The 24823-nt window shown below is 74.7% G+C and carries 21 protein-coding genes; 12 read left to right on the plus strand and 9 right to left on the minus strand.

Annotated elements, in window-relative coordinates:
* The 3 genes from BM385_RS12110 to BM385_RS28185 are packed head-to-tail and all read left to right on the plus strand — an operon-like array spanning position 1 to position 3895.
* Positions 1 to 1092 (plus strand): FecCD family ABC transporter permease, encoded by a 1092-nt coding sequence (locus BM385_RS12110; protein ID WP_019432028.1) that lies wholly within the window; start codon positions 1 to 3, stop codon positions 1090 to 1092.
* Positions 1089 to 1862: an ABC transporter ATP-binding protein gene (locus tag BM385_RS12115; protein WP_019432029.1), complete on the plus strand. Its 774-nt coding sequence runs from the start codon at positions 1089 to 1091 to the stop codon at positions 1860 to 1862. Before BM385_RS12110 ends, BM385_RS12115 begins: the two co-directional genes overlap by 4 nt.
* Entirely contained in the window at positions 1859 to 3895 is a 2037-nt protein-coding gene (locus tag BM385_RS28185) for an FAD/NAD(P)-binding protein (RefSeq protein ID WP_093843045.1), read from the plus strand. The genes BM385_RS12115 and BM385_RS28185 overlap by 4 nt, the downstream gene beginning before the upstream one ends.
* On the opposite strand, the gene BM385_RS12125 is transcribed toward BM385_RS28185, so the two are convergent.
* Positions 3801 to 4247, minus strand: coding sequence for a DUF5997 family protein (locus BM385_RS12125; RefSeq protein ID WP_093843046.1), 447 nt, complete (start codon positions 4245 to 4247; stop codon positions 3801 to 3803). The two genes, BM385_RS28185 and BM385_RS12125, sit on opposite strands and share 95 nt — an antisense overlap.
* 29 nt (positions 4248 to 4276) lie before the next feature.
* Here BM385_RS12125 and BM385_RS12130 point away from each other — a divergent pair, with 29 nt between their 5' ends.
* Positions 4277 to 5092, plus strand: a complete 816-nt coding sequence (locus BM385_RS12130) for a LysR family transcriptional regulator substrate-binding protein (RefSeq protein ID WP_093843047.1) — start codon at positions 4277 to 4279, stop codon at positions 5090 to 5092.
* A 95-nt stretch (positions 5093 to 5187) separates the two neighbouring features.
* Here BM385_RS12130 and BM385_RS12135 read toward each other — a convergent pair whose 3' ends face one another.
* A complete protein-coding gene (locus tag BM385_RS12135; RefSeq protein ID WP_093843048.1) occupies positions 5188 to 5973 on the minus strand; it encodes a dienelactone hydrolase family protein in 786 nt (261 codons plus the stop codon).
* A gap of 254 nt (positions 5974 to 6227) precedes the next feature.
* On the opposite strand from BM385_RS12135, the gene BM385_RS12140 reads away from it, so the two are divergent.
* Positions 6228 to 7118, plus strand: a complete 891-nt coding sequence (locus BM385_RS12140) for a lytic polysaccharide monooxygenase auxiliary activity family 9 protein (protein ID WP_380979668.1) — start codon at positions 6228 to 6230, stop codon at positions 7116 to 7118.
* 290 nt (positions 7119 to 7408) lie between these two features.
* Positions 7409 to 8494: a L,D-transpeptidase family protein gene (locus tag BM385_RS27760; RefSeq protein ID WP_086024423.1), complete on the plus strand. Its 1086-nt coding sequence runs from the start codon at positions 7409 to 7411 to the stop codon at positions 8492 to 8494.
* Between the two features lie 19 nt (positions 8495 to 8513).
* Here the strand turns inward: BM385_RS27760 and gad are convergent, their stop codons facing one another.
* Entirely contained in the window at positions 8514 to 9905 is a 1392-nt protein-coding gene (gad, locus tag BM385_RS12155; RefSeq protein ID WP_093843326.1) for a glutamate decarboxylase, read from the minus strand.
* Between the two features lie 101 nt (positions 9906 to 10006).
* Here gad and BM385_RS12160 point away from each other — a divergent pair, with 101 nt between their 5' ends.
* Positions 10007 to 10987, plus strand: a complete 981-nt coding sequence (locus BM385_RS12160; RefSeq protein WP_019432036.1) for a ketopantoate reductase family protein — start codon at positions 10007 to 10009, stop codon at positions 10985 to 10987.
* Between the two features lie 23 nt (positions 10988 to 11010).
* Here the strand turns inward: BM385_RS12160 and BM385_RS12165 are convergent, their stop codons facing one another.
* The 3 genes from BM385_RS12165 to BM385_RS12175 form a co-directional block, all read right to left on the minus strand.
* The gene (locus BM385_RS12165; protein ID WP_019432037.1) at positions 11011 to 11478 is read right to left on the minus strand and encodes a hypothetical protein; all 468 of its coding nucleotides are present in this window, start codon (positions 11476 to 11478) and stop codon (positions 11011 to 11013) included.
* Positions 11479 to 11551: 73 nt separating this feature from the next.
* The gene (locus BM385_RS12170) at positions 11552 to 14827 is read right to left on the minus strand and encodes a substrate-binding domain-containing protein (RefSeq protein WP_093843050.1); all 3276 of its coding nucleotides are present in this window, start codon (positions 14825 to 14827) and stop codon (positions 11552 to 11554) included.
* Positions 14828 to 14953: 126 nt separating this feature from the next.
* Positions 14954 to 15931, minus strand: a complete 978-nt coding sequence (locus tag BM385_RS12175; RefSeq protein WP_093843051.1) for a pectate lyase family protein — start codon at positions 15929 to 15931, stop codon at positions 14954 to 14956.
* A 186-nt stretch (positions 15932 to 16117) separates the two neighbouring features.
* On the opposite strand from BM385_RS12175, the gene BM385_RS12180 reads away from it, so the two are divergent.
* Positions 16118 to 16339: a DUF2277 domain-containing protein gene (locus tag BM385_RS12180; RefSeq protein WP_026047136.1), complete on the plus strand. Its 222-nt coding sequence runs from the start codon at positions 16118 to 16120 to the stop codon at positions 16337 to 16339.
* Here the strand turns inward: BM385_RS12180 and BM385_RS12185 are convergent.
* A complete protein-coding gene (locus BM385_RS12185) occupies positions 16314 to 17510 on the minus strand; it encodes a serine hydrolase domain-containing protein (protein WP_139275169.1) in 1197 nt (398 codons plus the stop codon). The two genes, BM385_RS12180 and BM385_RS12185, sit on opposite strands and share 26 nt — an antisense overlap.
* A gap of 107 nt (positions 17511 to 17617) precedes the next feature.
* Between BM385_RS12185 and BM385_RS12190 the strand changes: the two genes are divergently transcribed.
* Positions 17618 to 18694, plus strand: coding sequence for a sensor histidine kinase (locus BM385_RS12190; RefSeq protein WP_217650949.1), 1077 nt, complete (start codon positions 17618 to 17620; stop codon positions 18692 to 18694).
* Positions 18691 to 19377 (plus strand): response regulator, encoded by a 687-nt coding sequence (locus BM385_RS12195; protein WP_093843053.1) that lies wholly within the window; start codon positions 18691 to 18693, stop codon positions 19375 to 19377. Before BM385_RS12190 ends, BM385_RS12195 begins: the two co-directional genes overlap by 4 nt.
* A gap of 31 nt (positions 19378 to 19408) precedes the next feature.
* Here BM385_RS12195 and BM385_RS12200 read toward each other — a convergent pair whose 3' ends face one another.
* Positions 19409 to 20233, minus strand: coding sequence for an SDR family NAD(P)-dependent oxidoreductase (locus BM385_RS12200; protein ID WP_093843054.1), 825 nt, complete (start codon positions 20231 to 20233; stop codon positions 19409 to 19411).
* A gap of 72 nt (positions 20234 to 20305) precedes the next feature.
* Here BM385_RS12200 and BM385_RS12205 point away from each other — a divergent pair, with 72 nt between their 5' ends.
* The gene (locus tag BM385_RS12205; RefSeq protein ID WP_093843055.1) at positions 20306 to 20893 is read left to right on the plus strand and encodes a TetR/AcrR family transcriptional regulator; all 588 of its coding nucleotides are present in this window, start codon (positions 20306 to 20308) and stop codon (positions 20891 to 20893) included.
* A 68-nt stretch (positions 20894 to 20961) separates the two neighbouring features.
* Here the strand turns inward: BM385_RS12205 and BM385_RS12210 are convergent, their stop codons facing one another.
* A complete protein-coding gene (locus BM385_RS12210) occupies positions 20962 to 22641 on the minus strand; it encodes a DUF885 domain-containing protein (protein WP_093843056.1) in 1680 nt (559 codons plus the stop codon).
* A 63-nt stretch (positions 22642 to 22704) separates the two neighbouring features.
* On the opposite strand from BM385_RS12210, the gene BM385_RS28370 reads away from it, so the two are divergent.
* A complete protein-coding gene (locus BM385_RS28370; protein WP_367889595.1) occupies positions 22705 to 24603 on the plus strand; it encodes an ATP-binding protein in 1899 nt (632 codons plus the stop codon).
* Positions 24604 to 24823: the final 220 nt, after the last annotated feature.

A 24823-nucleotide genomic window follows, 5' to 3' on the forward strand; every position in this document is an offset into this window, starting at 1 on the left:
ATGACGCTCACCCAGACGCCGCCGCGCGAGGCGGCGCCCGACGCCCCGCCCCCGGCCCGCCCCGCCTGGCGCGGCCGGCCGGCGGTGCTGTGGGCCGGTACGGTGCTGGCCGTCCTCGTCACCGGCTGGTGCGTCACCGCCGGCACCGCCGACGCCGGGCCCGCGGACGTGTGGCAGGCCGTCCGGCTCGCCGTCTTCGGCGGCGTGCTGCGCGAGGACTTCGCCCAGACCTACTCCATCATCATCAACCTGCGGCTCCCCCGGGTGCTGCTCGCCTTCGCCGCGGGCGCCGCGCTCTCCCTCGCCGGTGTGGTGATGCAGGGGCTGCTGCGCAACCCGCTCGTCTCGCCGTTCACACTCGGCGTCTCCCCGGCCGCCGCCTTCGGCGCCGCGCTGGCGATCCTGCTGACCGGCGGCTCGGCCGGCTCCGGTTCGTGGCTGGTCATCGGCAGCGCGCTGGGCACCGCGCTGGCCGTCTCCGCCGTGGTGCTCGGCCTCGCCTCCGCCAAGGCGATGTCCGCCGCCACCCTGCTCCTGCTGGGCATCGCGCTCACCCAGCTCTTCGAGGCGATGACCGCCGCGCTCCAGTTCGTGGCCGACGAGAACACCCTCCAGGCCATCGTCCGCTGGACGTTCGGCTCGGTGAACGACGCGGGCTGGCAGGACGTCACCGTCGTCGGCGCCTTCGCGCTGGCCGCCCTGCCGCTGCTGCTGTGGTACAGCCGCGACCTCAACGCCATCGCCTTCGCCGGCGACGACGCCGCCAAGAGCCTCGGCGTGAACGTCACCGCCGTACGCGTCGGACTGATCGTCGTCTCGGTGGTGCTGGCCGCCGTCGTGGTGTCCTTCTGCGGCGTCATCGGCTTCGTCGGCCTGGTCGGCCCGCACATCGCGCGGCTCGCCATCGGCGCCGACCACCGCTACCTGCTGCCGTTCTCCTTCCTCACCGGCGGGCTGCTGCTGGTGATCGCCGACACCGTGGGACGTACCGTACTGGCACCGTCCGTCATCCCGGTCGGCATCGTCGTCGCCTTCATCGGCGCCCCCGTCTTCATCAACCTCATCCTGACCAGGAGAGGAGCCGCGCAGTGAGCCTCGATGTCGCGTCCGTCCGGTTCGGCTACCGGCGCACACCGGTCCTGGAGGGAGTCGATCTGCGGGTGGCGGAGGGCGGGTTCTGCGCCCTGCTCGGCCCGAACGGCTCCGGCAAATCCACCCTCACCAAGATCATCGCCCGGGTGCTCACCCCCGCCGCCGGCTCGGTCTCCTTCCACGGCCGGGACCTGCTGGCCGCACCGCGCCGCGAGCACGCCCGGGTGGTGGCGTACGTTCCGCAGTCCGGCCCGGCGCCGTTCGAGCAGACCGTACGGGAGGCCGTCCTGCTCGGCCGCACCCCGCACATCGGGCTGCGGCCCACCCGCCGGGACCGGGACATCGTGGCGGCGGCCATCGACCGGCTCGGGCTCGGCGCGCTCGGCGACCGTCCGATGTCCCAGCTCTCCGGCGGCCAGGCGCAGCGGGTGCTGATCGCCCGCGCCCTGGCGCAGGAGCCGCGGGTGCTGCTGCTGGACGAGCCGACCTCGGCGCTCGACCTGCGCTACCAGATCGAGACGCTCCAGATCGTGCGGTCGGTGACCCGCGAGGAGGGCGTCACCGCGCTGATCGCCATCCACGACCTCAACCACGCCGCGCACTTCTGCGACCAGGCCGTCCTGCTGGACGGCGGCCGGGTGGTGGCGGACGGGCCGCCGGCCGAGGCGTTCGACGCGGCGGTGCTCAGCCGGGTGTACGGGCTCGACGTGCGGGTCACGCGCGGCGAGCAGGGCGTGGAGGTACGGCCCTCGGCGCTGGAGGCCGCGTGAGCACCGGGGTGGACGCTGACGCGTGCTTCGACGCGGTCGTGGTGGGCGGCGGTCCGCGCGCGGTGTCGGTGGTGGAACGGCTCGCCGCCCGGCACCCGGACGGGGCGCCCCCGGTGCGGGTGGCCGTGCTGGACCGGGTGGAGGTGGGCGCCGGGGCGACCTGGCGCACCGATCAGTCGCCGCTGCTGCTCAACAACACCTACAGCGCGCACACCACCGTCTACACCGACGAGTCCACGCCGATGGACGGCCCGGTCACGCCGGGCCCCGACCTGATCACCTGGGCCCGGGAGAGCACCCCGCCGCCGGACCGCCCGGCGTGGGTGGCCGCGGAGGCCGCCGCGCTGCGGCCGTGGTCGTATCCGTCCCGGCGCATCCAGGGCGTGTACTACCGGGAGCAGCTGGCCCGGGCGGAGGCGACCGGGCGGGTGCTGGTCACCCGGGTGCTCGGCGAGGCGGTGGCGCTGGAGCGCGACGGCGGCGCGGACGGGGACCGTACCGTACGGCTGGCCGACGGGCGCGCGCTGCGCGGCCGGATCGTGGTGCTCGCCCAGGGCATGGTGCAGGCCAAGCGGTCGGCGCGGACCGCCGCCCTGGTGGCGGCGGCCGAACGCGACGGGCTGGTCTACATCGAGCCGGGCATGCCCGCCGAACGCGACTGGGACCGGGTGCCGGGCGGCGAAACTGTCCTGGTCACCGGGCTGGGAGCCAACTTCTTCGACGTCGTCGCCCTGCTCACCGAGGGCCGCGGCGGCACCTTCGAACCCGCCGGGGACCCGGCCAGGCCCGCCCGGCTGCGCTACCGGCCCAGCGGGCGCGAGCCGCACCTGGTGGCCGGCTCCCGGCGCGGGCTGCCGTACCGGTCGAAGGCGGCGTACGCGTCGGGGTTCCCGCCCCGGTACGTGCCCCGGCTCGCGACCGCCGACTGGTTCGCGGGCATCGCCGCCGGGCGGGGACAGGATTTCCGCCGGGATGTGTGGCCGCAGCTCGCCCGCGAGTTCGCGTGGGCGCACCTGTCCACCCTGCTCGCCCACCACCCCGGGGCCCTGGTGCCCGGCACCGGCGCGGCCGACCTGCTCGACCGGCTGCGCGCCGCGCCCGGTGAGGCCGCGGTGGACGAAGTCATCGCCCGCGCCGTCGCCGACCCGCGCCGCGCCCTGGCCGTGGGCCGCCTCGACCGGCCGCCCGCGCCGGGCCCGGTGGACGCAGGCACCTGGCGGCGGTGGGTGCGCGAGCACGCCGAGGACGAGCTCGACGCCATGCACGACCCGCTCCGCCACCCGCGCAACACCGTCAACCGCGCCATGGCCGCGCTGCGCGGGCCGGTACGGAAGCTGGTCACCGCCGGAGCGCTGGACGGGGAGAGCGTCGCCCGGGACCTCGACGGCTGGTTCACCGCGCTCGGCCTCGCCCTGGCGTCCGGGCCGCCGCCGCACCGCACCGCGCGGGTGCTGGCGCTGATCGACGCCGGGGTGCTGGAGCTGCTGGGCGAGGACAGCGAGGTGCGGTACGAGGACGGCGCGTTCACCGGCCGCTCGGCGGTACGGCGCGCGGCGCCGGTGCGGGCGCGGGCGTTCGTGGAGACCCGGATGTCGAAGGGCGTCGTCACGGACACCGACGACCCGCTGCTGGACGGGCTGCTGCGCGCGGGACGGGCGCGGCTGCACCGCTGGCCGAGCGGGCGCGGGCCGGGGCCGGCCAGCGGCACGCTGGATGTGACGCCGGACGGCTACCAGTTGCTGGACGCGGCCGGGGTCGCGGACGAGCGGGTGATCGTCCTGGGCATCCCGGCCGAGGGCGTCCAGCCCGGCTCGGCCATCGGCGCCACCCCGGGCGTCCCGTCCCCGCTGCTGGCGGGGGCGGACCGGGCGGCGGCGCGGGTGCTGGCGGCGCGGGCGGCTGCCGCGGAGGCGGGGGGAGCGGGGGCAGCGGGGGCGGTCAGCCCGCCCGGCGGCCCGGGCGCTGCGGACGCCGGTCCTTCTGCTGCTCCTGCTGCTGGGCCTTCCGTTCCTTCTGCTCCTGCTGCTCCTTGACGCGCGCGGCCTCCTTGCGGACCTCGGCCTGGGTGGCGCGCTCCTGCTGGAGCCACTCGGGCGGGTCGGCCTTGAGGGCGTCGATCTCGGCAGTGGTGAGGGCGTCGGTGACGCCGCCGCGGGCCAGGCCCGCGATGGAGACGCCGAGCTTGGCCGCCACCACCGGGCGCGGGTGGGGGCCCTCGCCGCGCAGCGTCCGCAGCCACTCGGGCGGATCGGCCTGCAGCGCGTTCAGTTCGCTGCGGGTGACGACGCCCTCCTGGAACGCGGCGGGGGTGGCGGGGAGGTACACACCCAGCTTCTTCGCCGCCGTGGCGGGCTTCATCGTCTGGTCGGTCCGGTTCGAGCTCATGGCGCCAAGGGTAGCGATAGCCTGATGCGGTGACGGACTCGGAAGCGGCCCCTGCGTTCCGGCTCGGCTATGTGCCGGGCGTAACGCCCGGCAAGTGGGTGCGGATCTGGCAGGAGCGGCTGCCGGACGTACCGCTCGTGCTGTCCGGGGTGACGGCCGCCGAGGCGCCCGGGACGCTGCGCGCGGACGGGCCGGAGGCGGCCGACGCGGTACTGCTGCGGCTGCCGGCGGACCGGGACGGGCTGAGCGTGATCCCGCTCTACACCGAGACGAGTGTGGTGATCGTCCCCAAGGACCATGTGGTGGCGGCGGCCGACGAGGTGACGGCCGCCGATCTCGCGGACGACATCGTGCTGCATCCGCTGGACGACACCCTGGAGTGGGAACGGCTGCCGGGCCGGCCCGCGCTGGAGCGGCCCGCGACGACGGCGGACGCCGTCGAGCTGGTGGCGGCGGGGGTGGGCGTGCTCGTCGTCCCGCAGTCGCTGGCCCGGCTGCACCACCGCAGGGATCTCACCTACCGGCCGGTCACCGACGCGCCCGTGTCGCGGGTGGGGCTGGCGTGGCGGGAGGGGCGTACGAGCAACCTGGTGGAGGAGTTCATCGGGATCGTGCGCGGCCGGACGGTCAACAGCTCGCGCGGCCGGCAGGCCGAGGAGCCGCAGCGGAAGCTGAGCGCGCGGGCGAAGGCCAAGGCGCGGGCCGAACGGCGGGCGGCGGCCGGTGGTGCCGGGAGCGGTGGCGGGGGCGGCCGGGGCACCGGCGGTGGCCGGGGCGCGGGCGGCTCCGGCGGGCGGCAGCAGCCGCGCGGCGGCGGGCGGAACGGGCGGCGCTCCTCGCGGTAGCGGGCGCCCGGGCCGTCGGCTCCCGGCCCCGGGTCGGTCCCGCGCGCCGGTCCTGCGGCAGTCCCCGGCCCGTTCACCGGGCGGAACCACCGCCCTCAGCGCGCCCCGTCCCCGTCGATCCCCCGGCCGGGGAACGTCCGGTCCAGCAGCCCGAGGAGCGCCCGCCAGTGCCGGGCGTCCGCCGCCGGGTCGTACGCGACGGTGTCGGCCTGGGTGAAGCCGTGCCGCGCGCCCCGGTAGACCTCCGTCCGGTACCGCACCCCGGCCCGGGCCAGGGCGGCGTCGAGGCGGTCGATCTGCTCGGGCGGCAGGGACGCGTCCTGGTCGGCGTGGCCGAAGTACACCTCGGCGGTGATCCGGCCGGCGAGCCGGTGCGGACTGTCCTCGGCCTCGGTGGCCAGCCGGGCGCCGTGGAACCCGGCCACGGCCGCGACCCGGTCCGGGAAGCCGCCGGCCGTGCGCAGCGCGAGCCCGGCGCCGAAGCAGTAGCCGGTGACGGCGACCGGTCCGCCGGTGGTGAGCGGTGAGGCGGCCAGCCAGTCGAGACAGGCGCCCGCGTCGCGCCGTACGGCGTCGGGGGTGAGGGCGCGCAGCGCGGGGCCGAGGCGTTCGAAGAGGTCGGGGCGGGCCGCGGTGTCGATGCGCTCGGGCAGGTCGAGGAGCGGGGCGGGGCCCTGCCGGTACAGGACGTTGGGCACCAGCACGGTGCAGCCGGCGGCGGCGAGGCGGTCAGCCATGGCGACGAGGTGGGGGCGGATGCCGAAGGCGTCCATGTACATGAGGACGGCGGGGTACGGGCCGCCGTCGCCGGGGTGGGCGAGGTAGGCGTCGGCGGTGCCGTCGGGGGTGGGGACGGCGGCGTTCGTCAGCGAGGCGGTCACCGGGCCACCGTAGCCCGGGGCGGGTCGCCCGGGCGGCCGGCGCCGCCCTGCTCGCCGCCGCCGTCGGCATCCCGGTGGGCCGACCGCTGCACGGGGGTTCTGCAAAGCCGTGACGGCCGCTATTTTGGAGTGCGGGAGCGCTCCCATGCACGGACTGAAGTACCGGCGACGGGCCGTCGGTACCCCCGGCCCGTACGACCGACTGGGCCGGTGCTGCCGCATGCCCGTCACGGTCCATCCCCACAAGGAGAACCGTGAGCACTCAATCCCCCACCACGCGCAGGGCCCGGTTACTGGCGGTCCTCGGCGCCGCCGTGCTCGGCCTCGTCGCCGCGCTGATCCCCTCCCCCGCGTCCGCCCACGGCGCCACGATGATGCCCGGCGCCCGCACCTACCTGTGTTACCTGGACCTCCAGCGCAACATGGGCACCCAGATGCCGACCAACCCCGCCTGCGCGGCGGCGGTCCAGGAGAGCGGCACCGGCCCGCTGTACAACTGGTTCGCCGTCCTCGACTCCAACGGCGCCGGCCGCACCGCCGGGTACATCCCCGACGGACAGCTGTGCAGCGGCGGCAACCGCGGCCCGTTCGACTTCTCCGCCTACGACGCGGTCCGCGGCGACTGGCCGATCACCCACCTCACCTCGGGTGCGAACATCGAGCTGCGGCACAGCAACTGGGCGCACCACCCCGGTGACTTCAACGTCTACATCACCAAGGAGGGCTGGAACGGCGGCGCCCTGGGCTGGGACGACCTGGAGCAGATCAGCTCCGTGACCAACCCGCCGCAGCGCGGCAGCGTCGGCTCCGACAGCGGCCACTACTACTGGGACGTGCAGCTGCCGCAGCGGACCGGCACGCACATGCTGTACGTGCACTGGATCCGTTCCGACAGCCAGGAGAACTTCTACTCCTGCTCGGACATCGTCTTCGACGGCGGCAACGGCGAGGTCACCATGGGCTCCGGCGACACGCTGAGCGCGGAGGAGGTCACCGAGCTGGCCGACGCCGCCGACGCGGCCGCCGCCTCCCACGCGGCGCACGCCGAGCACACCGACCACAGCGCGCACGCGGGCCACGCCACGGCCACGGGCGCCGCGGCGGTGGGCGCGGGCGTACGCACCTTGGCGGGCACCCTGTTCTGACCCGGGCCCCGGTCCGGCACCACCCCGCCCGGGCCCGGCGGAGCCTTCACCCCCGGCTCCGCCGGGCCCGGTACGTTCCCCGGGTCCGTGGTCCATGGGGCCGCCGAGGGGTGGTCCGTCCTGTCGTACGCGCCGGTGTCGTGCGCGGTTTGCCCGCGCTTCGGGGGCGTGCGCGGGGCGCTCGGGAAGGTCTCCACACCTCCGATATCCCATCGTTATGGCCCGGTCGGCAACGGACTTCCCGGTTCGCGCATCTTTACTGCTGAGACCTACGAATCCTTCAGGGGGACATGGTGCGCTCCGCGCTCAGGCACAGAACGTCCGTCGCCGTCGCGGCCATCGCCGCGGCGGCTCTGCTGCTGACCGGGTGCGGGGGCCAGGGCGGTGCCGAGGACGAGAGCGCGCCGCCGGCGAGTTCGGCACCCGAGGCCGACCAGGTGGACGACAAGCCGGCCGACGAGGAGCCGGAGGAGGAAGAGACCGAGCCGGCCGAGGAGATCGTCCTCGAATTCGGCGACGAGTCCGACCAGGTGCGGGAGTTGCAGGCGCGCCTGGCCCAGCTGGACCACTTCGCCGCCGACCCGACCGGGTACTACGGCGACGTCACGGTCGGCGCGGTTGCTGGGTTCCAGGAGGCGCAGCAGCTGGAGGTCTCCGGCACCGTCTTCGAGAGCACCTGGGCCGCCATCACGGAGCTGAGCACCGCCCCCAGCCAGCAGGAGCTGTATCCGCCGCAGCTGGTGATGGGCTACGGCGACAACAACGACCAGGTGCGCGAGCTGCAGGCGCGGCTGATCCAGCTCGGCCACTTCGACGAGAAGCCGACCGGGTACTACGGCGACGTCACCTCCTCGGCCGTGCGCGCCTTCCAGCAGTCGGCCGGCATCGAGGCGACCGGCCAGCTGGACGAGAGCACCTGGAGCGCGCTGAAGGAGCAGACGAGCGCCCCGGCGCAGGACGACATGTTCCCGCCGATCGAGGTGCCGGAGGTGGAGACGCCGGCCAACCTGGACGAGCGCTGCATGACCGGGCGGGCGCTGTGCATCTCCAAGACCACCAACACGCTGTCGTGGGTGATCGACGGCCAGGTGAAGACGACGATGGACGTGCGGTTCGGGACCGAGGAGTACCCGACCCGCGAGGGTGAGTTCGACGTCTACTGGAAGTCCCGCAACCACCACTCGACGCTGTACGACTCGCCGATGCCGTACGCGATGTTCTTCGACGGCGGCCAGGCGGTGCACTACTCGGAGAACTTCGCCGCCAACGGCTACAACGGCGGCTCCTACGGCTGTGTCAACGTCCGGGACGAGGCGGCGATCGCCGCGCTGTTCGACGAGGTGCGCGAGGGCGACAAGGTCATCGTCCACTGGTGAGGCGGGGGACGCCGGTCCCTCAGTGATGGAACGCGGGGCGCTGCTCGGCTGTGGCCGCCGGATGGCGGGCCAGCTCGGCCAGCGCCCCGCGCACGTCCGCGAGCAGCAGGGTGGTCAGATCGCGGCTGACCCCGTGGCGTACCACCACCCGCTGCACGACGGTCTCCTCGCGGTCGGCGGGCAGTGGGTAGGTGGGGACCTGCCAGCCGCGCAGCCGCAGCCGTTCGGCCAGGTCGTACAGGGTCCAGCCGGCCCGGTCGGCGGCGCGTTCGGGGGTGAGCGTCCAGCACACCACGGGCAGTCCGGCGCGGCCGTCGTGCAGCACCTGGAAGGGGCCGAGCCCCGCGATGCCGTCGGCGAGCGCGACGGCGGTGTCGGCGCAGGCGCGCTGCACGGCCTGGTAGCCGGTGCGGCCCAGCCGCAGCAGGTTGTAGTACTGGGCGACGATCTCGCCGCCGGGGCGGGAGAAGTTGAGCGCGAAGGTGGGCATGTCGCCGCCGAGGTAGTCGACGTGGAAGACGAGTTCGTCCGGCAGGTCGCCGGCGTCCCGCCACACCACCCAGCCCACGCCGAGCGGGGCGAGGCCGAACTTGTGGCCCGAGCAGTTCACGGACTTCACCCGCTCGATCCGGAAGTCCCACTTCAGGCCCGGCTGGAGGAACGGCGCCACGAAGCCGCCGCTCGCCGCATCCACGTGGATCGGTACGTCGGTCCCGGTGCGGGCCGCGAGCGCGTCGAGGGCGGTGGCGATCTCCTCGACCGGTTCGTAGGCGCCGGTGAAGGTGACGCCGAGGGTGGCGACCACGCCGATGGTGTTCTCGTCGCAGTACCGGGCGAGTTGCGCGGGGTCGGAGGTGGTGCGGCCGGGCAGCAGCGGCATCCGGCGCAGCTCGATGTCGAAGTAGCGGGCGAACTTCTCCCAGCACACCTGCACCGGGCCGCACACCAGGTTCGGCCGGTCGGCGGGCAGCCCGGCGGCCCGGCGCCGGGCCCGCCAGCGGCGGTGCAGGGCGAGACCGCCGAGCATCGCCGCCTCGCTCGATCCGGTGGTGGAGCAGCCGACGGCGGCGGCGCCGTGCGGGGCGTGCCAGAGCGCGGCGAGGATGTGGACGCAGCGCGCCTCCAGTTCGGCGGTCTGCGGGTACTCGTCCTTGTCCACCATGTTCTTGTCGAGGGTGTCGGTCATCAGGGCCCGTACCTCGGGTTCGGACCAGGTGGTGCAGAAGGTGGCCAGGTTCTGCCGGGAGTTGCCGTCCAGCGCGAGTTCGTCGCGGATCAGCTGGTACGCCTCGCGGGCGGGCATCGGCCCCTCGGGCAGGGTGTAGCGCGGCAGGGCCCGGCCGCTGCCGGGCAGCGCGTACAGGTCGGCGCTCCGGTCCGTACGCTCCTGGGTCACACGGTGGAGGGGCACGTCCTCCACGCTGCGGGCGCGGGCGCCGGGCCGCAACCGTGCCGCCGCCGAAGAGGCGACGGCGGGGGGCGGTGCGGGGTGGTGGGGTGATGATGGGGCGTATGCGCTACATCATCATCGGAGCGGGAGCGGTCGGCGGAGCCATCGGCGGGCGGTTGCACGAGGCGGGTCACGAGGTCGTCCTCGTGGCGCGCGGTGCCCACTACGCGGAGCTGCGCGACGGCGGCCTGCGGCTGCGGACCCCCGACGCCTCCCTGACCCTGCCCATACCGGCGGCCGACCGGCCCGAGGCCGTCGAGCTGCGCCAGGACGACGTGCTCGTGCTGGCCGTCAAGACCCAGGACACCGTGGCGGCGCTGGAGTCCTGGGCCGGCCGCCCGGTGGCGGGCGGCGGGACGGCCGGGGAGCGGCTGCCGCTGCTGTGCGCGCAGAACGGGGTGGTGAACGAACGTCTGGCGCTGCGCCGGTTCCGGTACGTGTACGGGGTGTGCGTGTGGCTGCCGGCGCAGTTCCTGGCGCCGGGGGTCATCACCGCGCCGTGTGCGCCGCTGACGGGGATGCTGCACATCGGCCGGTTCCCGGACGGGACGGACGAGGTGGCGCGGCGGGTCGCGGCCGATCTGGAGACGGCGTACTTCCTGGCGCCGGTGGCCGGGGACGTGATGCGGTGGAAGTACGCCAAGCTGCTGTCGAACCTGGCGAACGCGGTGGAGGCGATCACCGGTTCGGCGAGCGAGCCGGGTTCGGCCGAGTTGGCGGCGCGGGCCAGGGCGGAGGGCGTGGCGGTGCTGCGGGCCGCCGGGATCGCGTTCGCGTCGGAGGAGGAGCAGGCGGCGCTGCGCGGGGAGCGGATGCGGATGCGGCCGGTGCCGGGCGGCGACCCCGCGCACGGCTCGTCGTGGCAGAGCCTGCGGCGCGGCGCGGGGTCGATCGAGGCGGATTATCTGAACGGGGAGATTGTGCAGCTGGGGCGGCTGCACGGGGTGGAGACGCCGGTGAACGAGCTGCTCCAGCGCACCGCGAACCGGTTCGCGCGGGAGGGGCGGGCGCCGGGGTCGCTCGCGGCGGCCGAGCTGCGGTGAGGCCCGGCCGGCGGCGCGCCGGGTCAGCGCTCCGCCGGGTCGGCGTCCGGGACGGTGGTGGCGGGGGCGCCCGGGGCGGCGTCCGGCAGTCGTTCGCTGAGCCGGGCGAGCCGCTGGCGGGCGGCCTGGGGTGTGCCGAGCCCCAGGCCGAAGGCGATCTCCTGCCAGGTGAGCCCGCGGCCCCTGGCCATGGTGATCAGCCCGGCCTCCACCTCGTCCAGCTCGGCGCGGGCGCGCGGCAGGAGGGTGAGGGCGGCGGTGATGTCCGCCCGGTCCACCTCGGGCTCGCCGTCGGCGGGCAGCGCGGCGCCGCTGAGCAGGAACGCCACCAGCCGCACCGCCTCGTGCGGCGCGAGCACGGCGGGATGGGTCTGCCGGGCGCGCTGGGCGTCGTCGGCGGCGTGCCGCTCGGCGATCCGGAAGAGCGCGGCGTAGGCGCGCCGGGCGGCGGCGGTGCCGGGGTCGGGGGGTGTGAAGGGGTCGTCGGTCATGCCGCCATCCTCAGTGAGAGCACGTTCCCTTGTCAACGAATTGCAGTGAACAGAATGTTCACAAGATCGCCGCTCAGCTGCCCGGACCGCCCTCGCGGTAGGCGTGCGGGGTGTGCCCGGTGTGCCGGCGGAAGACGCGGGTGAAGTAGGCGCGGTCGTGGAAGCCGACCGCGCGGGCCACGGTCTGGATGGTGTCGTCGCTGGTCCGCAGCCGGGCCATGGCGCGGCGGATGCGCAGCCGGGTCAGGTACTCCCACAGGGTCAGTCCGATCTCGCGGTGGAACAGCCGCCCCAGGTGGTCCTCGCTCATGCCCGCCGCCTGCGCCACCTGCCAGCGGGTGATGTGCTGCCGGTAGTGCGCCTCCAGATAGGCGAGCGCCGCGCGCACCGGCGCGGGCGCCGGTTCCGTGCGCTGGGTCATCGTGGTGAGCAGGACGGCCGTCTCCGCCGCGCTGAGCACCTGGCGCCCCAGCAGCACCAGACCGGGGTGGGGTTCGGCCCGGCGGAGGTCCGCCGCCGTGAACCCGTCGTCGCTGAGCAGCAGGACGGGGGTGGCCGCCGGTGCGCCGGTGAGGTCGCGGGCCTGGTCGACCAGGTCGAAGCCGTCCATGTCGGGCAGCACCCGGTCGGTGACGATCAGGGCGGGCGGCCCGGCGTCCTCCGCCAGCAGGGCGAGCGCGGTGGTGCCGTCGGCGGCGGCGCGCACGGTGCGGCCCGGCAGGACGGCGGTGAGCAGCCGGCGCAGTTCCTCGCGGGTGGCCGGCACGGCGGTGGCGATCAGCGCGGGCCGGGTGGGTCCGGGCGGGCGCAGCGCGGTGAGGGCGGTGTGCAGGTCGGGGCGGCCGAGCGCGGCGGTGCCCTCGATCCCGTACAGCAGGAACGGGGTGTGGCGCAGCGCCGGGTGGTCGTGGAGCCGGCGGATCACCGACCACTCCTGGGGGCGGGTGTGGGCAGCGTCCCAGGCGATGGCGGCCGGGCCGGGCGGGGCGGTGAGGGTGGCGAGGTCGTCGTCCGGGTGCAGGTGGTGCGGCAGCAGGCCGTGGCGGCGGGCGAGCGCGGTGAGGTCGGGGGGCGGGGCGGTGGCGGCGGCGATGAGCAGGGTACGGCTGCCGGCGGCGCCGGCCGGCGGCAGCGCGTGGACGGCGTCGGGGGGCGGGGCGGGCAGCGGGAGTTCGAGGACGAACGCGCCGTCCGCGAAGCCGAGCGCGCCGCCGTGCAGGACGGCGAGCCGGCGGGCGATGGCCAGGCCGAGGCGGTTTCCCGGCCGGCCGGTGGCGAAGGGCTGGAAGAGCTGGTCGGGGTCGCCGGGCGGCGCGGCGGTCCGCAGGCCGGGGGCGGTGAGGCGCAGGACGAGGTACGGGGGCCGCAGGTCCGCGGTGAGCCGGCTGCCGGGGCCGGCGGCGGCGCGGTGCAGGTTGCCGAGGATCTGCCGCAGCCGGGCGGGGTCGGCGACGACGGCGGGCAGCCGGGCCGGGAGGCGGGCGGTGCAGACGTCCGTGCACGTCTCGATCAAAAGCGGTCGGGGATCGATCAGTTGTCGATTGAGGTCGAGCGCGTCGATCTCCGAACGGGACAGGTCCAGCAAGTCGTCGATCAGCAGCAGTAACTGGGCGGCATCCGCGTGCCCCGGGTCGCCGGGCCGCAGCCGCCGCAGGATCGCCTCGACGGGGGTGCGCAGTTCGTCCGTGGCGTTGTCCAGCAGCCGTGTCTTGCCGCGGCTGGCCCGCTCGGCGGCATCCCGGGCCCGGCGTACCTCCTCGAACAGCCGCACACCCTTCAGCGTCGCGCTGATCTGGTCGCCCAGCGCCCGGAAGAGCGCTCCGTGCCGGGCGGCGGCCCGGAGCGGGCCGGTCTCGAAGAGCGCGAAGCCGAGATGTTCGGCGCCGATGTGCAGCGGTTCGAGAACGGCCGTCCAGCGCGGCCCGTCCGCCGGGGGCAGCGGAAGGCCGGACGGTACGGGCGGGGCGGGCGCGTCCGGTGAGGCGGTCGCGTCGGGCGGGGCCGGCGCCGGGTCGAGCAGCAGCCGGACGGCCGGGATGCCCAGCGGCGGCAGCCGGCGATCCAGCGCGCCGGTCAGCGCGGCGGTGTCGGTGACCGTGGTGAGCGCGGCGGCCAGTTCCTGGAGTCCGCGTGCCTCCTGCTCCTTCGTCCAGCGCTCGTACTCCAGCAGCCGCTGGGTCTTGTCGGCCACCATGAGCCGGGCCTGGCCGAGCAACCGCTCCCGGCGCGCGTCGCCCGGTACGGGCGCGGCGGCGCGCAGGGCCACCAGGGCGCGGTCCCACGCGGCGGCGTGCTCCGGCGCGTGCACCCGGCTGCTGATCAGCCGTTCAAGACCGGCGAGGAAAGCGGTGCCGGTGGTCTCCTCCAGCGCGGGCAACAGGCCGGCGAGCCCCGGCGGCAGATCGCCCGGGCCGCCGCCGTCCGGGCCCCGGTCCACCTCGCCGACCAGCGGTGAGTGGCAGCCGCAGGACCGGCGGATCATCAGCGTGCCGGGCACGGCCCGCCGGGCGGGCGGCGCGGTGCCGCGCAGCCGGGCCAGCAGGGTGTCGACGGCGAGCGCGCCGAGCGCGCCGAACGGCAGGGCGACGGAGGTGAGCGGCGGATCGCTGATCCGGGCCTCGGCGGAGTCGTTGAAGCTGATCAGCGCCACGTCCTCGGGGACCCGCACGCCCCGGTGGGTGAGGAAGCGCAGCGCGTCGGCGGCCAGCGCGTCGCTGCACACGATGACGGCGTCGAAGTCGCGGCCGGGGCGCAGCCCGCGGACGTCCAGCAGCACCCGCATCGCGGCGGCCCCGGCGCCGGGTGCGAAGTCGACGGAGGCGCCGGTCAGGGCGCGGTCGTACGGCAGGCGGTACCGGGCGAGGGCGTCGGTGTAGGCGCGGAACCGGTCCACGGAGACCGGGTTGGCCAGCGGGCCGCGGATGCAGGCGAGGCGGCGGCGGCCGTGTTCGCGGGTGAGGTGGCCGACGGCGCGGCGCATGCCGGTGTTGCTGTCCAGCCGCAGCGTCTCGTGGTCGTCCAGGGCGCGGTTGAGGCTGACGACGGCGCCGAGCGCGGCGAGGCGTTCGGTGAGCCGGGCGGCCGGGGCGGTGCCGGGGGCGGGCAGGCCGAGGGTGGAGGTCCAGCAGATCGCGCCGTCCAGGTGGTCGGGGGAGATCAGCCGGTAGAGGGCGTTGCGGGCGGCGCCGTCCGCGCCGTCGGGCCGGATGGCGCCGCCGGGGAAGCACAGCAGGTTGACGTCGTTGCGCTCGGCCGCCTCCAGGACGCCGGCCCACAGCGTGGCGCCGACGCCGAGGTGGATGTTGGCCGTGACGAGCCCGATGGTGGGGCGGGGCCGACGTCGTGCCATGGAGAACTTCCTCGTCCGCCGTGGGAAACGTGCGAGGAAGATAACCCCATGACCGTACCCGGACAAGGCCGGGGCCGGTCCGGGCACGGGGGTGGTGCGGGTGGTGCGGGGGTGGTGCGGGCCGGGTCAGATCTTTCCGGCGCCCGCGCCCGACTGGACGATCGACTTGACGCTGGAGGCCGCGTCCAGGCTGTAGCTGTAGGGGATGCCGTTCACCGAACCGCCGGCCTGGCCGGAGCCGGAGTTGACGAAGTGGTTGTTGCGGGCGACGAGGGTGCCCGCCGGGGAGGAGCCCTCACCGAGATGGAACGGGTCGCGGGTGTTCTCGAAGTAGTTGCCCTCGACCAGGACGCCGGCTTCCCTGGTGGAGGCCACGCCGTAACTGGTCACCCCGCCGTAGTAGTTGTTGTAGACGTGCACCGGGTTGCCGAAGCGGACCCGGGGGTTGCGCTGGTTGGTGCCGTCGAACCAGTTGTGGTGGTAGCTGACCCGCAGCTTGCCCCGGTCCTCGGAGGCGTTGCCGTCGTCGTGGCCGAGCAGCATCGTCTTGTCGTGGCCGTACACCCGGTTCCACGAGACGGTGATGTTGTCCGAGGCCCGCTTGATGTCGACCAGGCCGTCGTAGGCGTTGGTCAGGGTGTTGTGGTCGATCCAGACCCGGGTCGAGCGCTCGATGTTGATCGCGTCGTCGTTCGAACCGGAGAACGTCAGGTTCTGGATGATGACGTTGGAGACGCCGCTGATGTTGAGGCCGCTGCCGGTGACGCGGCCGTTGTTGCCGACGCCGATGACGGTCTTGTTGGCGGCGACCTTGGTCATCGAGCTGAGCTGGATGGTGCCGTTGACCCGCACCTCGACCGCGCCGGAGCGCTGCACGGCCTCGGTGAACTGGCTGGCGTTGGTCACGGTCACCGTGGTGCCCCCGGCGCCGCCGGTGGTGCCCGCGCCGAAGCCGGTGGGGGTGCCCACGGCCAGGGTCGACACGGTGTCCTGCGGTACCTCGGCGGCGGTGCCGCTGGAGGCGGTCAGGGCGCCCAGTGTGGCGACGGCGGTGGCGACGGCCGTGACCGAGGCCAGCTTGAACCTTGCGCTCGTCCTGCGCATGCGATGCTCCGTCCGGATGTGGGGGGTGGAGGGGGATGGGTCGCGCGGCTCGCACACGTGCAATGCCCTGATGCTAGGGCGGGACCGTGTGGACGATGACGGCCCGCCTGTGGACTATTGCGCGCTTGTGTTGTGCGACTCTGCGCTGAGCTGGGCGTTGTCGGTGCCGCGCGGCACACTGGAAGCATGTGCAGAAGCATCAAGACCCTGCGGCCCCCGATGGCCCCTGATGTCACGGAGCAGGACATCGAGGCGGCGGCACGGCAGTACGTACGCAAGGTGTCCGGCTTCCACCGGCCGGCCGCCCACAACGAAGAGGTGTTCGAGGCGGCGGTGCGGGACATCACCGCCGCCACCGAACACCTGCTCGCTCACCTGGAGGTCAGGAACACAGCGCGCTCTCGATGAGCGCCCGCGTCGCGTCACCCTCCGGCATCGGGGTGTCGCCCTCGGGCAGCAGGACGTTGGTGTTGACCGACACGGCCACACTGCGGGTGCCGTCCTCGGTCACCCCGTCGCGGGTCATGAAGCCCTGGATGTCGCCCTGGTGCGCCCACACATCCCCGCACTCCAGCGGCAGCCGCATCAGGCCCAGACCGTACTCGGCCGCCGGCCAGGACGCCTCCAGTTCCGGCGCCGGCACCGTCTCCTTCATCAGGGCCAGCTGCGCCTCGCCCAGCAGCTCGCCGCCGAGCAGCGCCCGCAGGAAGGTGGTGGCGTCCTCGGTGGTGGTGACGATCGCCCCGGCCGCCCACGGCACGTCCGGGTTCAGCTCCGTGACGTCGAGGGGATCGCCGAAGACCGGCGTCTCGTCCGTCATATCGACGACGAACCGCGCGTAGCCCCTGGCGTGCGGCTCCGGGAGCCCCTTCTCGCCACCGGTGGGCACCGAGGTGCCGGACAGCCCGAGCGGCTCGACGATCCGCTCCCGCACCTCCTGGTGCCAGCCGTTCCCGGTGACCTGCTCGATGATCATCCCGGCGAGCACGTAGTTGGTGTTGGAGTACTGCCAGCCCTCTCCCGGCGCGAAGGCCGGCGGCTGCGCCACGGCCAGAGCGATCAGCTCCTCCGGGGTGTACTCCGCGTCCTGCGCCGGACCGAACCCCTCCTCCGTGAACATCTCCGGCAACCCCAGCAGGTACTCCGGCAGCCCGCTGGTGTGCTGGAGCAGCTGCCGCACGGTGATCGCGGAGCCGTCGATGCCCTCGCCCTCCACCAGACCCGGCAGCCAGTCCTCGACGCTGTCCTCCAGGTCGAGCGCGCCCTCCCCCACCAGCTGGAGCAGCACCGTCGCCACGAACGGCTTGGTGAAGCTGCCGGCCCGGAACGCCGCGTCCCACGGCATCGGCGTCTCCTCGGCGACATCCCCGTACCCGCTGCGGACGGTGATCTCCTCGTCCGGTGTGACGACCGTGGCCAGCACCCCCGGCGCGCCGAGATCCAGCAGGGCGTCGGCCTCCCGCTGGAGCGCCGCCTCCCCGGCCGGGGGAGCGTCCGGAACGGTCTCCTCCTCGTCGCAGGCGACCAGGGCGGCCGGCAGGATGGCCAGGGCTATCAGGGTGCTGACACGTCGGTTCACACCACCCGACGCTACGAGGCGCGGGGACGGGCGGCGTCCCCCGCGGACGGTAACTTCGCCTACCCCCACAGGGGTAGGCGGACAGTCGGCTGACTACGGTGGGGCGGGTGGGCACGAACTTCCGGCAGCTGCGAATGGATGTGTTCCTCGCGGGCGTGCTCACCGTCCTGTCGCTGATCACCACCGCCCACACCCCCGGCGCCGGGCCCGCCGCCGGCACCCTGGCCGCGCTGACCGTGGCCCCGGTCGCCCTGCGCCGGGTGGCCCCGGTCGCCACCATGACCGTCATCATCGTGGCCGAGCTGCTCTACGCCCTGCTCGGCCACGGCGACTTCCCCAACGCGGGCGCCGGCCTGCTGGTCGCCATGTTCACGGTCGCGATGATGTGCCCGCGCACCACCGCCGCCGTCCTGTGCGCCGCCATGGCGCTGCTCACCGTCCTGGTGTACGAGATCTCCGCCACGCCACCGCTCTGGTCGGAGGTGGTCCAGGCCGTCCTGGTGACCGTCATCGCCTGGCTGCTGGGCCGGGCCACCCGCAACTGGGCCCGGGAGGCCGGCCGGGCGGCGGCCCGCGAACGCGCCAGGATCGCCCGCGAACTGCACGACGTCGTCGCCCACCACATGTCGGTGGTCTCCCTCCAGGCCGGACTCGCCGGGTACGTCCTGGACCGCGACGCGCCCACCGCCCGCAAAGCCATCGCCACCGTGGGGGAATCCAGCCGCGAGGCGCTGACGGAACTGCGCCGCCTGGTGGACGTGCTGCGCGTGGAGGACGAGGACCCGGCCCCGCCGGAGGACATCGCCGAACTGGTACGCCGCACCCGCGCCGCCGGACTCGCGGTCGAACTGACGGTCACCGGGGAACGCCGGGCCGTCCCCGCGGACCTCGCGGTGTGCGTGCACCGGGTGGCGCAGGAGTCGCTGACGAACGTCCTCAAGCACGCGGGCCCCGCCGCCACCGCCCGCGTCCGGCTCGACCACGGCGCCCGGGAGGTGACCCTGACCATCAGGAACACCGGCGCCCCGGCCGCCGCGCCCGCCCGGGAGCCGCGCCCCGGGTCGTACGGCATCACCGGCATGCGGGAACGGGCGGCGCTGCACGGAGGCGAACTGAGCGCGGGCCCGCACCCGGACGGCGGCTTCGAGGTCCGGCTGCGGCTGCCGGCCGGAGCGGCCCGGTGAACACCATCCGGGTCCTGGTGGCCGACGACCAGCCGCTCATCCGGGCCGGCCTGGTCGCCCTGCTGAACGCCACCGACGGCATGTGCGCCGCCGGCGAGGCCGGCACCGGCGACCGCGCCGTGCACCTGGCCGCCGAGCAGCGGCCCGACGTCATCCTGATGGACATCCGGATGCCCGGTATGGACGGCATCGCGGCCACCCGCGAAATCCTGCGCGCGGCCGGCGCCGCGCCCCCGCGGATCATCATCCTCACCACCTTCGACCTGCCCGTCTACATCTACACCGCGCTCGGCGAGGGCGCGGCGGGCTTCCTGCTGAAGGACACCCCGCCCGACCGCATCGTCTCCGCGGTCCGCGCCGTCGCGGCCGGCGACATGCTCATCGCGCCGCGCATCACCCGGGACCTGGTCGAGACCTACGCCCACCACCACCGCACCGCCCCGCCCCGGCACGACCGCCCGGGCCTGGACGTCCTCACCCCGCGCGAGACGGATGTGCTGGAACTGGTCGGCCGCGGCCTGACCAACGCGGAGATCGCCACCCACCTGGTCCTGAGCGAAGCCACCGTCAAGACCCATGTGAAGCGCCTGATGAACAAGCTCGCCCTGACCAGCCGGGCCCAGGCGGTGGTGACGGCCTACGAGTCCGGCCTGATCACCCCGGGCGGCCCGCCCCGCCCGTAGGGCACCGCCGCGCCGTCCGCCGGCCCGCACCTCAGGCCGCCACGGTGGTCCCCGTCCCCGCCGTCCCCGCCGACCGTGCCGAGATCGCGCCGCTGATCAGGACGGCCCGCCGGCGGGTGGTGAAGCGGGGCAGGCCGACCACCAGCCCGTTGAGGCGGCCGGACTGCACACTGGGCCGTCTGCCGCGGTCGAGAGCCCGCAGCGCGGTCGCGACCACCTGCTCGGGGGTCTGGTATCTGCCCCGGTAGGCGCCGCTGCCCAGACCGTCGAAGAACTCGGTGCGGGTGAGCCCCGGGGCGAGCGACAGCACCCGCAGGCCGGTGCCGCGCGCCTCGTGCCACAGCGCCTCGGTGAAGCTGAGGACGAACGCCTTGCAGGCACCGTAGACCGCCATCCCGGGCATGGGGGTGTAGGCAGCCATGCTCGCCACATTGACGAGGACGCCCCGCCCCGAGGCACGGAGCGGTCCGATGAAGGCACGGGTGAGATCGACGAGATTGGCCACGTCGACAGTGATCTCGTCGGTGAGCCGGCCGGGATCCTCCGCGTGGAACGGGCCGTCGGTGCCGAACCCCGCGTTGTTCACCAGTCCGTCGACCGCTATGCCCCGCCGCTCCAGCTCGGCGGCCAGCCGCCGGCCCGCCCCCGGCTCGCTCAGGTCGAGGGCGACCGGCTCGGCCCGCACCCCGTACCGCTCCCGCAGCTCCGCGCCGAGCTTCTCCAGCCGGTCGCGCCGCCGCGCGACGAGGACGACATCGGAGCCGCGGCCGGCCAGCGCCCGCGCGAAGGCGGCACCGATGCCGGAGCTGGCGCCGGTGACGATCGTGGTCTGACCCGTGAAGTCGATGGAACGCATACCCGTACTCTAGGCAGACTCTTGCACTGAGTGCAAGACCCTGCACCGCATACGTCTTCCTACACTGGAAGCATGGCCGACACCCCCACGCTCCGAGAGCGGGCACGCAGCGCGGCGCGCGCGGAGATCGCCGCCACCGCCGTACGGCTCTTCGCGGAGCACGGCTTCGAGGCGACGACCGTCGATCAGATCGCCGCCGCCGTCGGCATCTCGCGCCGCTCGTTCTTCCACTACTTCGGCAGCAAGGAGGACGTCGTTCTCGGCGACACCGACGCGCTGGGCGAAACGGTGCGCGCGGCGCTGGAGGCCCGTCCGCCGGAGGAATCGGCGTGGACGGCCATCCGGGAGGCGTTCAAGGAACTGCGGCGCCGCGCGGGCAGCGAGAAGGAACAGCTGATCCTCGCCGGCATCCACGACCAGGCACCCTCCCTGCGCGCCCGGCACCTGGAGAAACACCTGCGCTGGCAGGAACTGCTCGCCCCCGAGATCCAGCGCCGCCTCGGCCTGCCCCCCTCGCCGGACCCCGACCCCCGCGCCCTGGCCTTCGTCGCCGCCGCCCTGGCCTGCCTCGACGCGGCCGTCGACGCCTGGTACCGCTCGGGCGGAACGGACGACATCGAACGCCTCTTCACCGACGCCGTCGCGACCCTCCGCGACTGAGCCGCACCACGCCCCCGCCCGGGTGGCCCGCCGGTGGCCGTCCCGGGCAGGGGTGGGTCAGCGGGCGGTCACAGGGCGGCGAGTTCGTCCGTCAGATCGTCCAGGCCGAGTGAGCCGAGCGACAGCGCCGCCATGTGCCATGCCTTCGGGTCGAACGCGTCGCCCCGCGCCGCGCGGGCCGCCTCCCGGCCGGCCAGCCAGGCGCGTTCGCCCAGCTTGTAGCTGATCGCCTGGCCCGGCATGCCGAGGTAGCGGGTCAGCTCGGAGCGGGTGTACTCCGGCTCCGTGCCGGTGTGGGTCCGGAAGAACTCCGTGGCCAGCTCCGGCGTCCACACCTCGCCCGGGTGGTAGCTCTCGCCCGCCGGGATCTTCAGCTCCAGGTGCATGCCGATGTCGATGATCACCCGCACCGCGCGCAGCATCTGGCCGGAGAGGTACCCGAGCCGGTGCGCCGGGTCGGTCAGGTACCCCAGCTCGTCCATCAGCCGCTCGGCGTACAGCGCCCAGCCCTCGGTCGCCGCGCTCACCGAGCCGACGCTCACCTGGAAGCGGGAGAGCCGGTCCTGCACCAGCACCCACTGCGCGAGCTGGAGATGGTGGCCGGGGACGCCCTCGTGGTACCAGGTGGAGACGACGTTCCACACCGGGAACCGGGTCTCGCCCAGCGTCGGCAGCCAGGTACGGCCCGGCCGGGCGAAGTCCAGGGACGGCCGGGTGTAGTACGGGGCCGCCGCGCTGCCGGGCGGGGCGATCCGGGCCTCGACCCGCTTGATCGGGTCGGCCAGGTCGAAGTGCGTACCGTCCAGTTCGCCGATGGCGCGCTCCATCAGGTCCTGGAGCCAGACCCGCATCTCCTCCTCGCCCTCGATCGCCTGGCCCTTCTTCTCCAGGTACTGCATCACGGCGAACGTCGACTCGCCGGGCAGGATCTCGGCGGCGACCGCGCGCATCTCGCGCTCCAGGCGATGGAACTCCTCCCAGCCGTACGCGTACGCGTCCGCCAGGTCGAGATCGGAGCCGGTCCAGCGGCGCGCCGAGAGCAGGTAGCGCTCACGGCCCACCGCGTCCGGGGTGCCGGCGACGGAGGGCAGGTAGCTTTCGGCGAGATACGCGCGTAGCTCGGACAAACCGGTGGTGGCGACGTCGGCGGCGGCGGCCAGTTCGGCGCGCTGGGCCTCGGGGCCGCCGGCCGCGAAGGTGCGGTACCAGTCGGACTCCAGCCAGGCGTCCAGCTGTTCGACGACGGTCTCCACCTGGCGCGGCGCCGCGTTCAGGCCGCGGGCGCTGCCGGCCCGCAGCGAGTCGGCGTAACCGCGCAGCGCGGCCGGGACGTTGCGCAGCCGGCGGCCGATGACGGCCCAGTCCTCGTCGGTGGCGGTGGGCATCAGCAGGAAGACCGAGCGCTGTTGCTGCACCGGGGAGAAGAGGTTGCTGACCTGGCGGAGGTTCTCGCCGGCCTCCTCCAGGGCGAGGGAGGCGCCGAGCCGTTCCCGCAGCAGCCGCGCGGCGCGCCGCTCGTCGGGGTCGGCGGCCCGGCCGGCGGCCTCGGCGGCGTCCAGCCGGGCCAGCGTGGCGCGTTCGGTTTCGGCGAGGGCGGCGTGGCCGGCCGGGGAGTAGTCGGGGAAACCGTCCGCGTCCGGGGTGACACCGAGCTGGGTGCCGACGACCGGGTTGAGGGCGACGAGGGCGTCGACGTAGCCGTCGGCGATCTCGCGCGGGGTGGCGGAAGAGGAGTCGTTGCGCTGCATCGTGCCATCCTCTTCCACATGCGAAGCAAAGGGAAGGAACCTTTGTTCGATTATGGTGCGGCGGTGGACCCCACACCCCTCATCGGACGTGAACACCCCGCCGGCGTCCTGCGCTCGGCCGTCGCCCGGGCCCGGGACAGCCACGGCGGGCTGATCCTGGTCACCGGCGAGGCCGGCATCGGCAAGACGACGCTGGTGGCCGGCGCCGCCGAGGAGGCCAGGCGCGGCGGGGCGCTCGTCCTGGGCGGCTCCTGCTGGGAGGCGGCCGGCACCCCCGGCTACTGGCCCTGGACGCAGGTGCTGCGCGCACTGCGGCGCGCCGAGCCCGGCACCGTACTCGACGGGCCGCTCGCCGCCCTGCTCGGCGACCCGCACACCGGGACGGCGCCGGAGGCCGACGCGTTCGCCCTGCACGACGCCGTCACCTCCGCGCTGGTCGCCGCCGCCCAGCACCGGCCCGTCCTCGTCGTCCTGGACGATCTGCACTGGGCGGACGGCGCCTCGCTGCGGCTGCTGGAATTCGCCGCCCGGCACACCTGGTTCGAACGCCTGCTGCTCATCGGCGTCCACCGCGACACCGGACCCGAGGGCCCGCCGGCCGTATCCGCGCCCGCCACCACCCTGGCGCTGACCGGGCTCAGCCGGGACGAGACCGGCGCGCTGCTCGCCCGCACCACCGGCGAGGCGCCGGATGCGGCGCTGATCGACGCCACCCACCGGCGTACCGGCGGCAACCCCTTCTTCATCGAACAGACCGCCGCACTCGGCGAGATCACGCCCGGCGTACGCGACGCCCTGCACCGGCGCCTGGCCCTGCTGTCCGCGCCGGTGACAGCGCTGCTGGGCCACGCCGCCGTCCTGGGCCGGGAGTTCGGCCTGCCGCTGCTCGCCGCCGTCTCCGGCACCCACCCGGCCGAGGCGGCGGCCCTGCTGCGGCAAGCCGTCACCGCCCGGCTGCTCACCCCGCCGACCGGGGACCGGTACGGCTTCGCGCACGATCTCGTCCGCGAGGTGCTGTACGAGGCGCTGCCCGCCGCACACGCCCGCGACCGGCACGCCGCCGCCGTCCGCGCCCTCGGCGACGGCGCGCCGCCCGCCGAACGCGCCCGGCACGCCCGTCTCGCCGGGGACACCCTGCCGCCGGCCGACCGGCTGGACATCCTGCAGGCGGCAGCCGCCGACGCCACCAACCGCCTCGCCCACGAGGAGGCCACCGGCCATCTGCGCCACGCGCACCGGCTGGCACGCGCCGGGGACGACGCCCGCGCCCGCGTGCTGACCGGGCTGCGGTACGGCGAGAGCGTCCGCGACTGGGACGTGCTGCGCCGCACCGCCGACGAGGCGCGGGAGCTGGACGATCCGGGGCTGCTGGCCCGGGTGGCGCTGTCGCTGTACCGGGTCGAGGGCGAGGAACACCGCCCGTTCCAGGCCGAGATGCTGCTGGCCGCAACCCGCGCCCTGACCCGCGCCGGGCAGGTGGCGGCGCCCGGGCCCGCCGGGAGCTGGGCCGAGCTGGAGCGGCTGGCCCGCAAGGTGGCGCTCCAGGCGGCGGTACGCGCCCGCCGGGGGGCGACGACGCGACGCTCGCGTTCAGCCTGCTGGCCCGCTACAACACGATCTGGTCCCCCGAGCACGCCGCCGAACGCGAGGTACTCACCCGGGAGATCCTGGCCCTGGCCCGGCGCACCGGCGACATCGACGCCGAGCACTTCGGCATGGCGCTGCGCTGGGTGGCCCTGGTGGAACTGGGCGATCCCGGCTACGCCGCGCAGTTGCGGGAGTTCGCGGCGGTCGGCCGGCGGCGCGGACTGCCCCGGTACCGGTTGTCGGTGTACACGGACGAGGCCATCGGGGCGGCGCTGCGCGGTGACTTCGCGCTCGCCGACCGGCAGTGGCGGCGGCTGCGGGAGCTGGCGCAGGCGCCGGAGGCGGAGTGCATCCCGTTCGCCGACGCCCATCTGACCTGGTCGTTCGGGCTGCTGCGCGGCCGGTACGACGAACTCGACGCGCTGCACGCCCGGCTGACCGCCCACGAGCACCCCTGCCCGGAGCTGCTGGCCGGGATCACGGCGGCGCACCGCGGTGACCGTCCGGCGGTGCTGCGGACGCTCGCCGCCATCGGCACCGACGGCGACCGCCGCTACGCCGGGGACATGGCCGCGCTGTGGCTGCGCTTCCAGGC

The organism is Streptomyces harbinensis (genome assembly GCF_900116145.1).
Taxonomy (GTDB): domain Bacteria; phylum Actinomycetota; class Actinomycetes; order Streptomycetales; family Streptomycetaceae; genus Streptomyces; species Streptomyces carpaticus.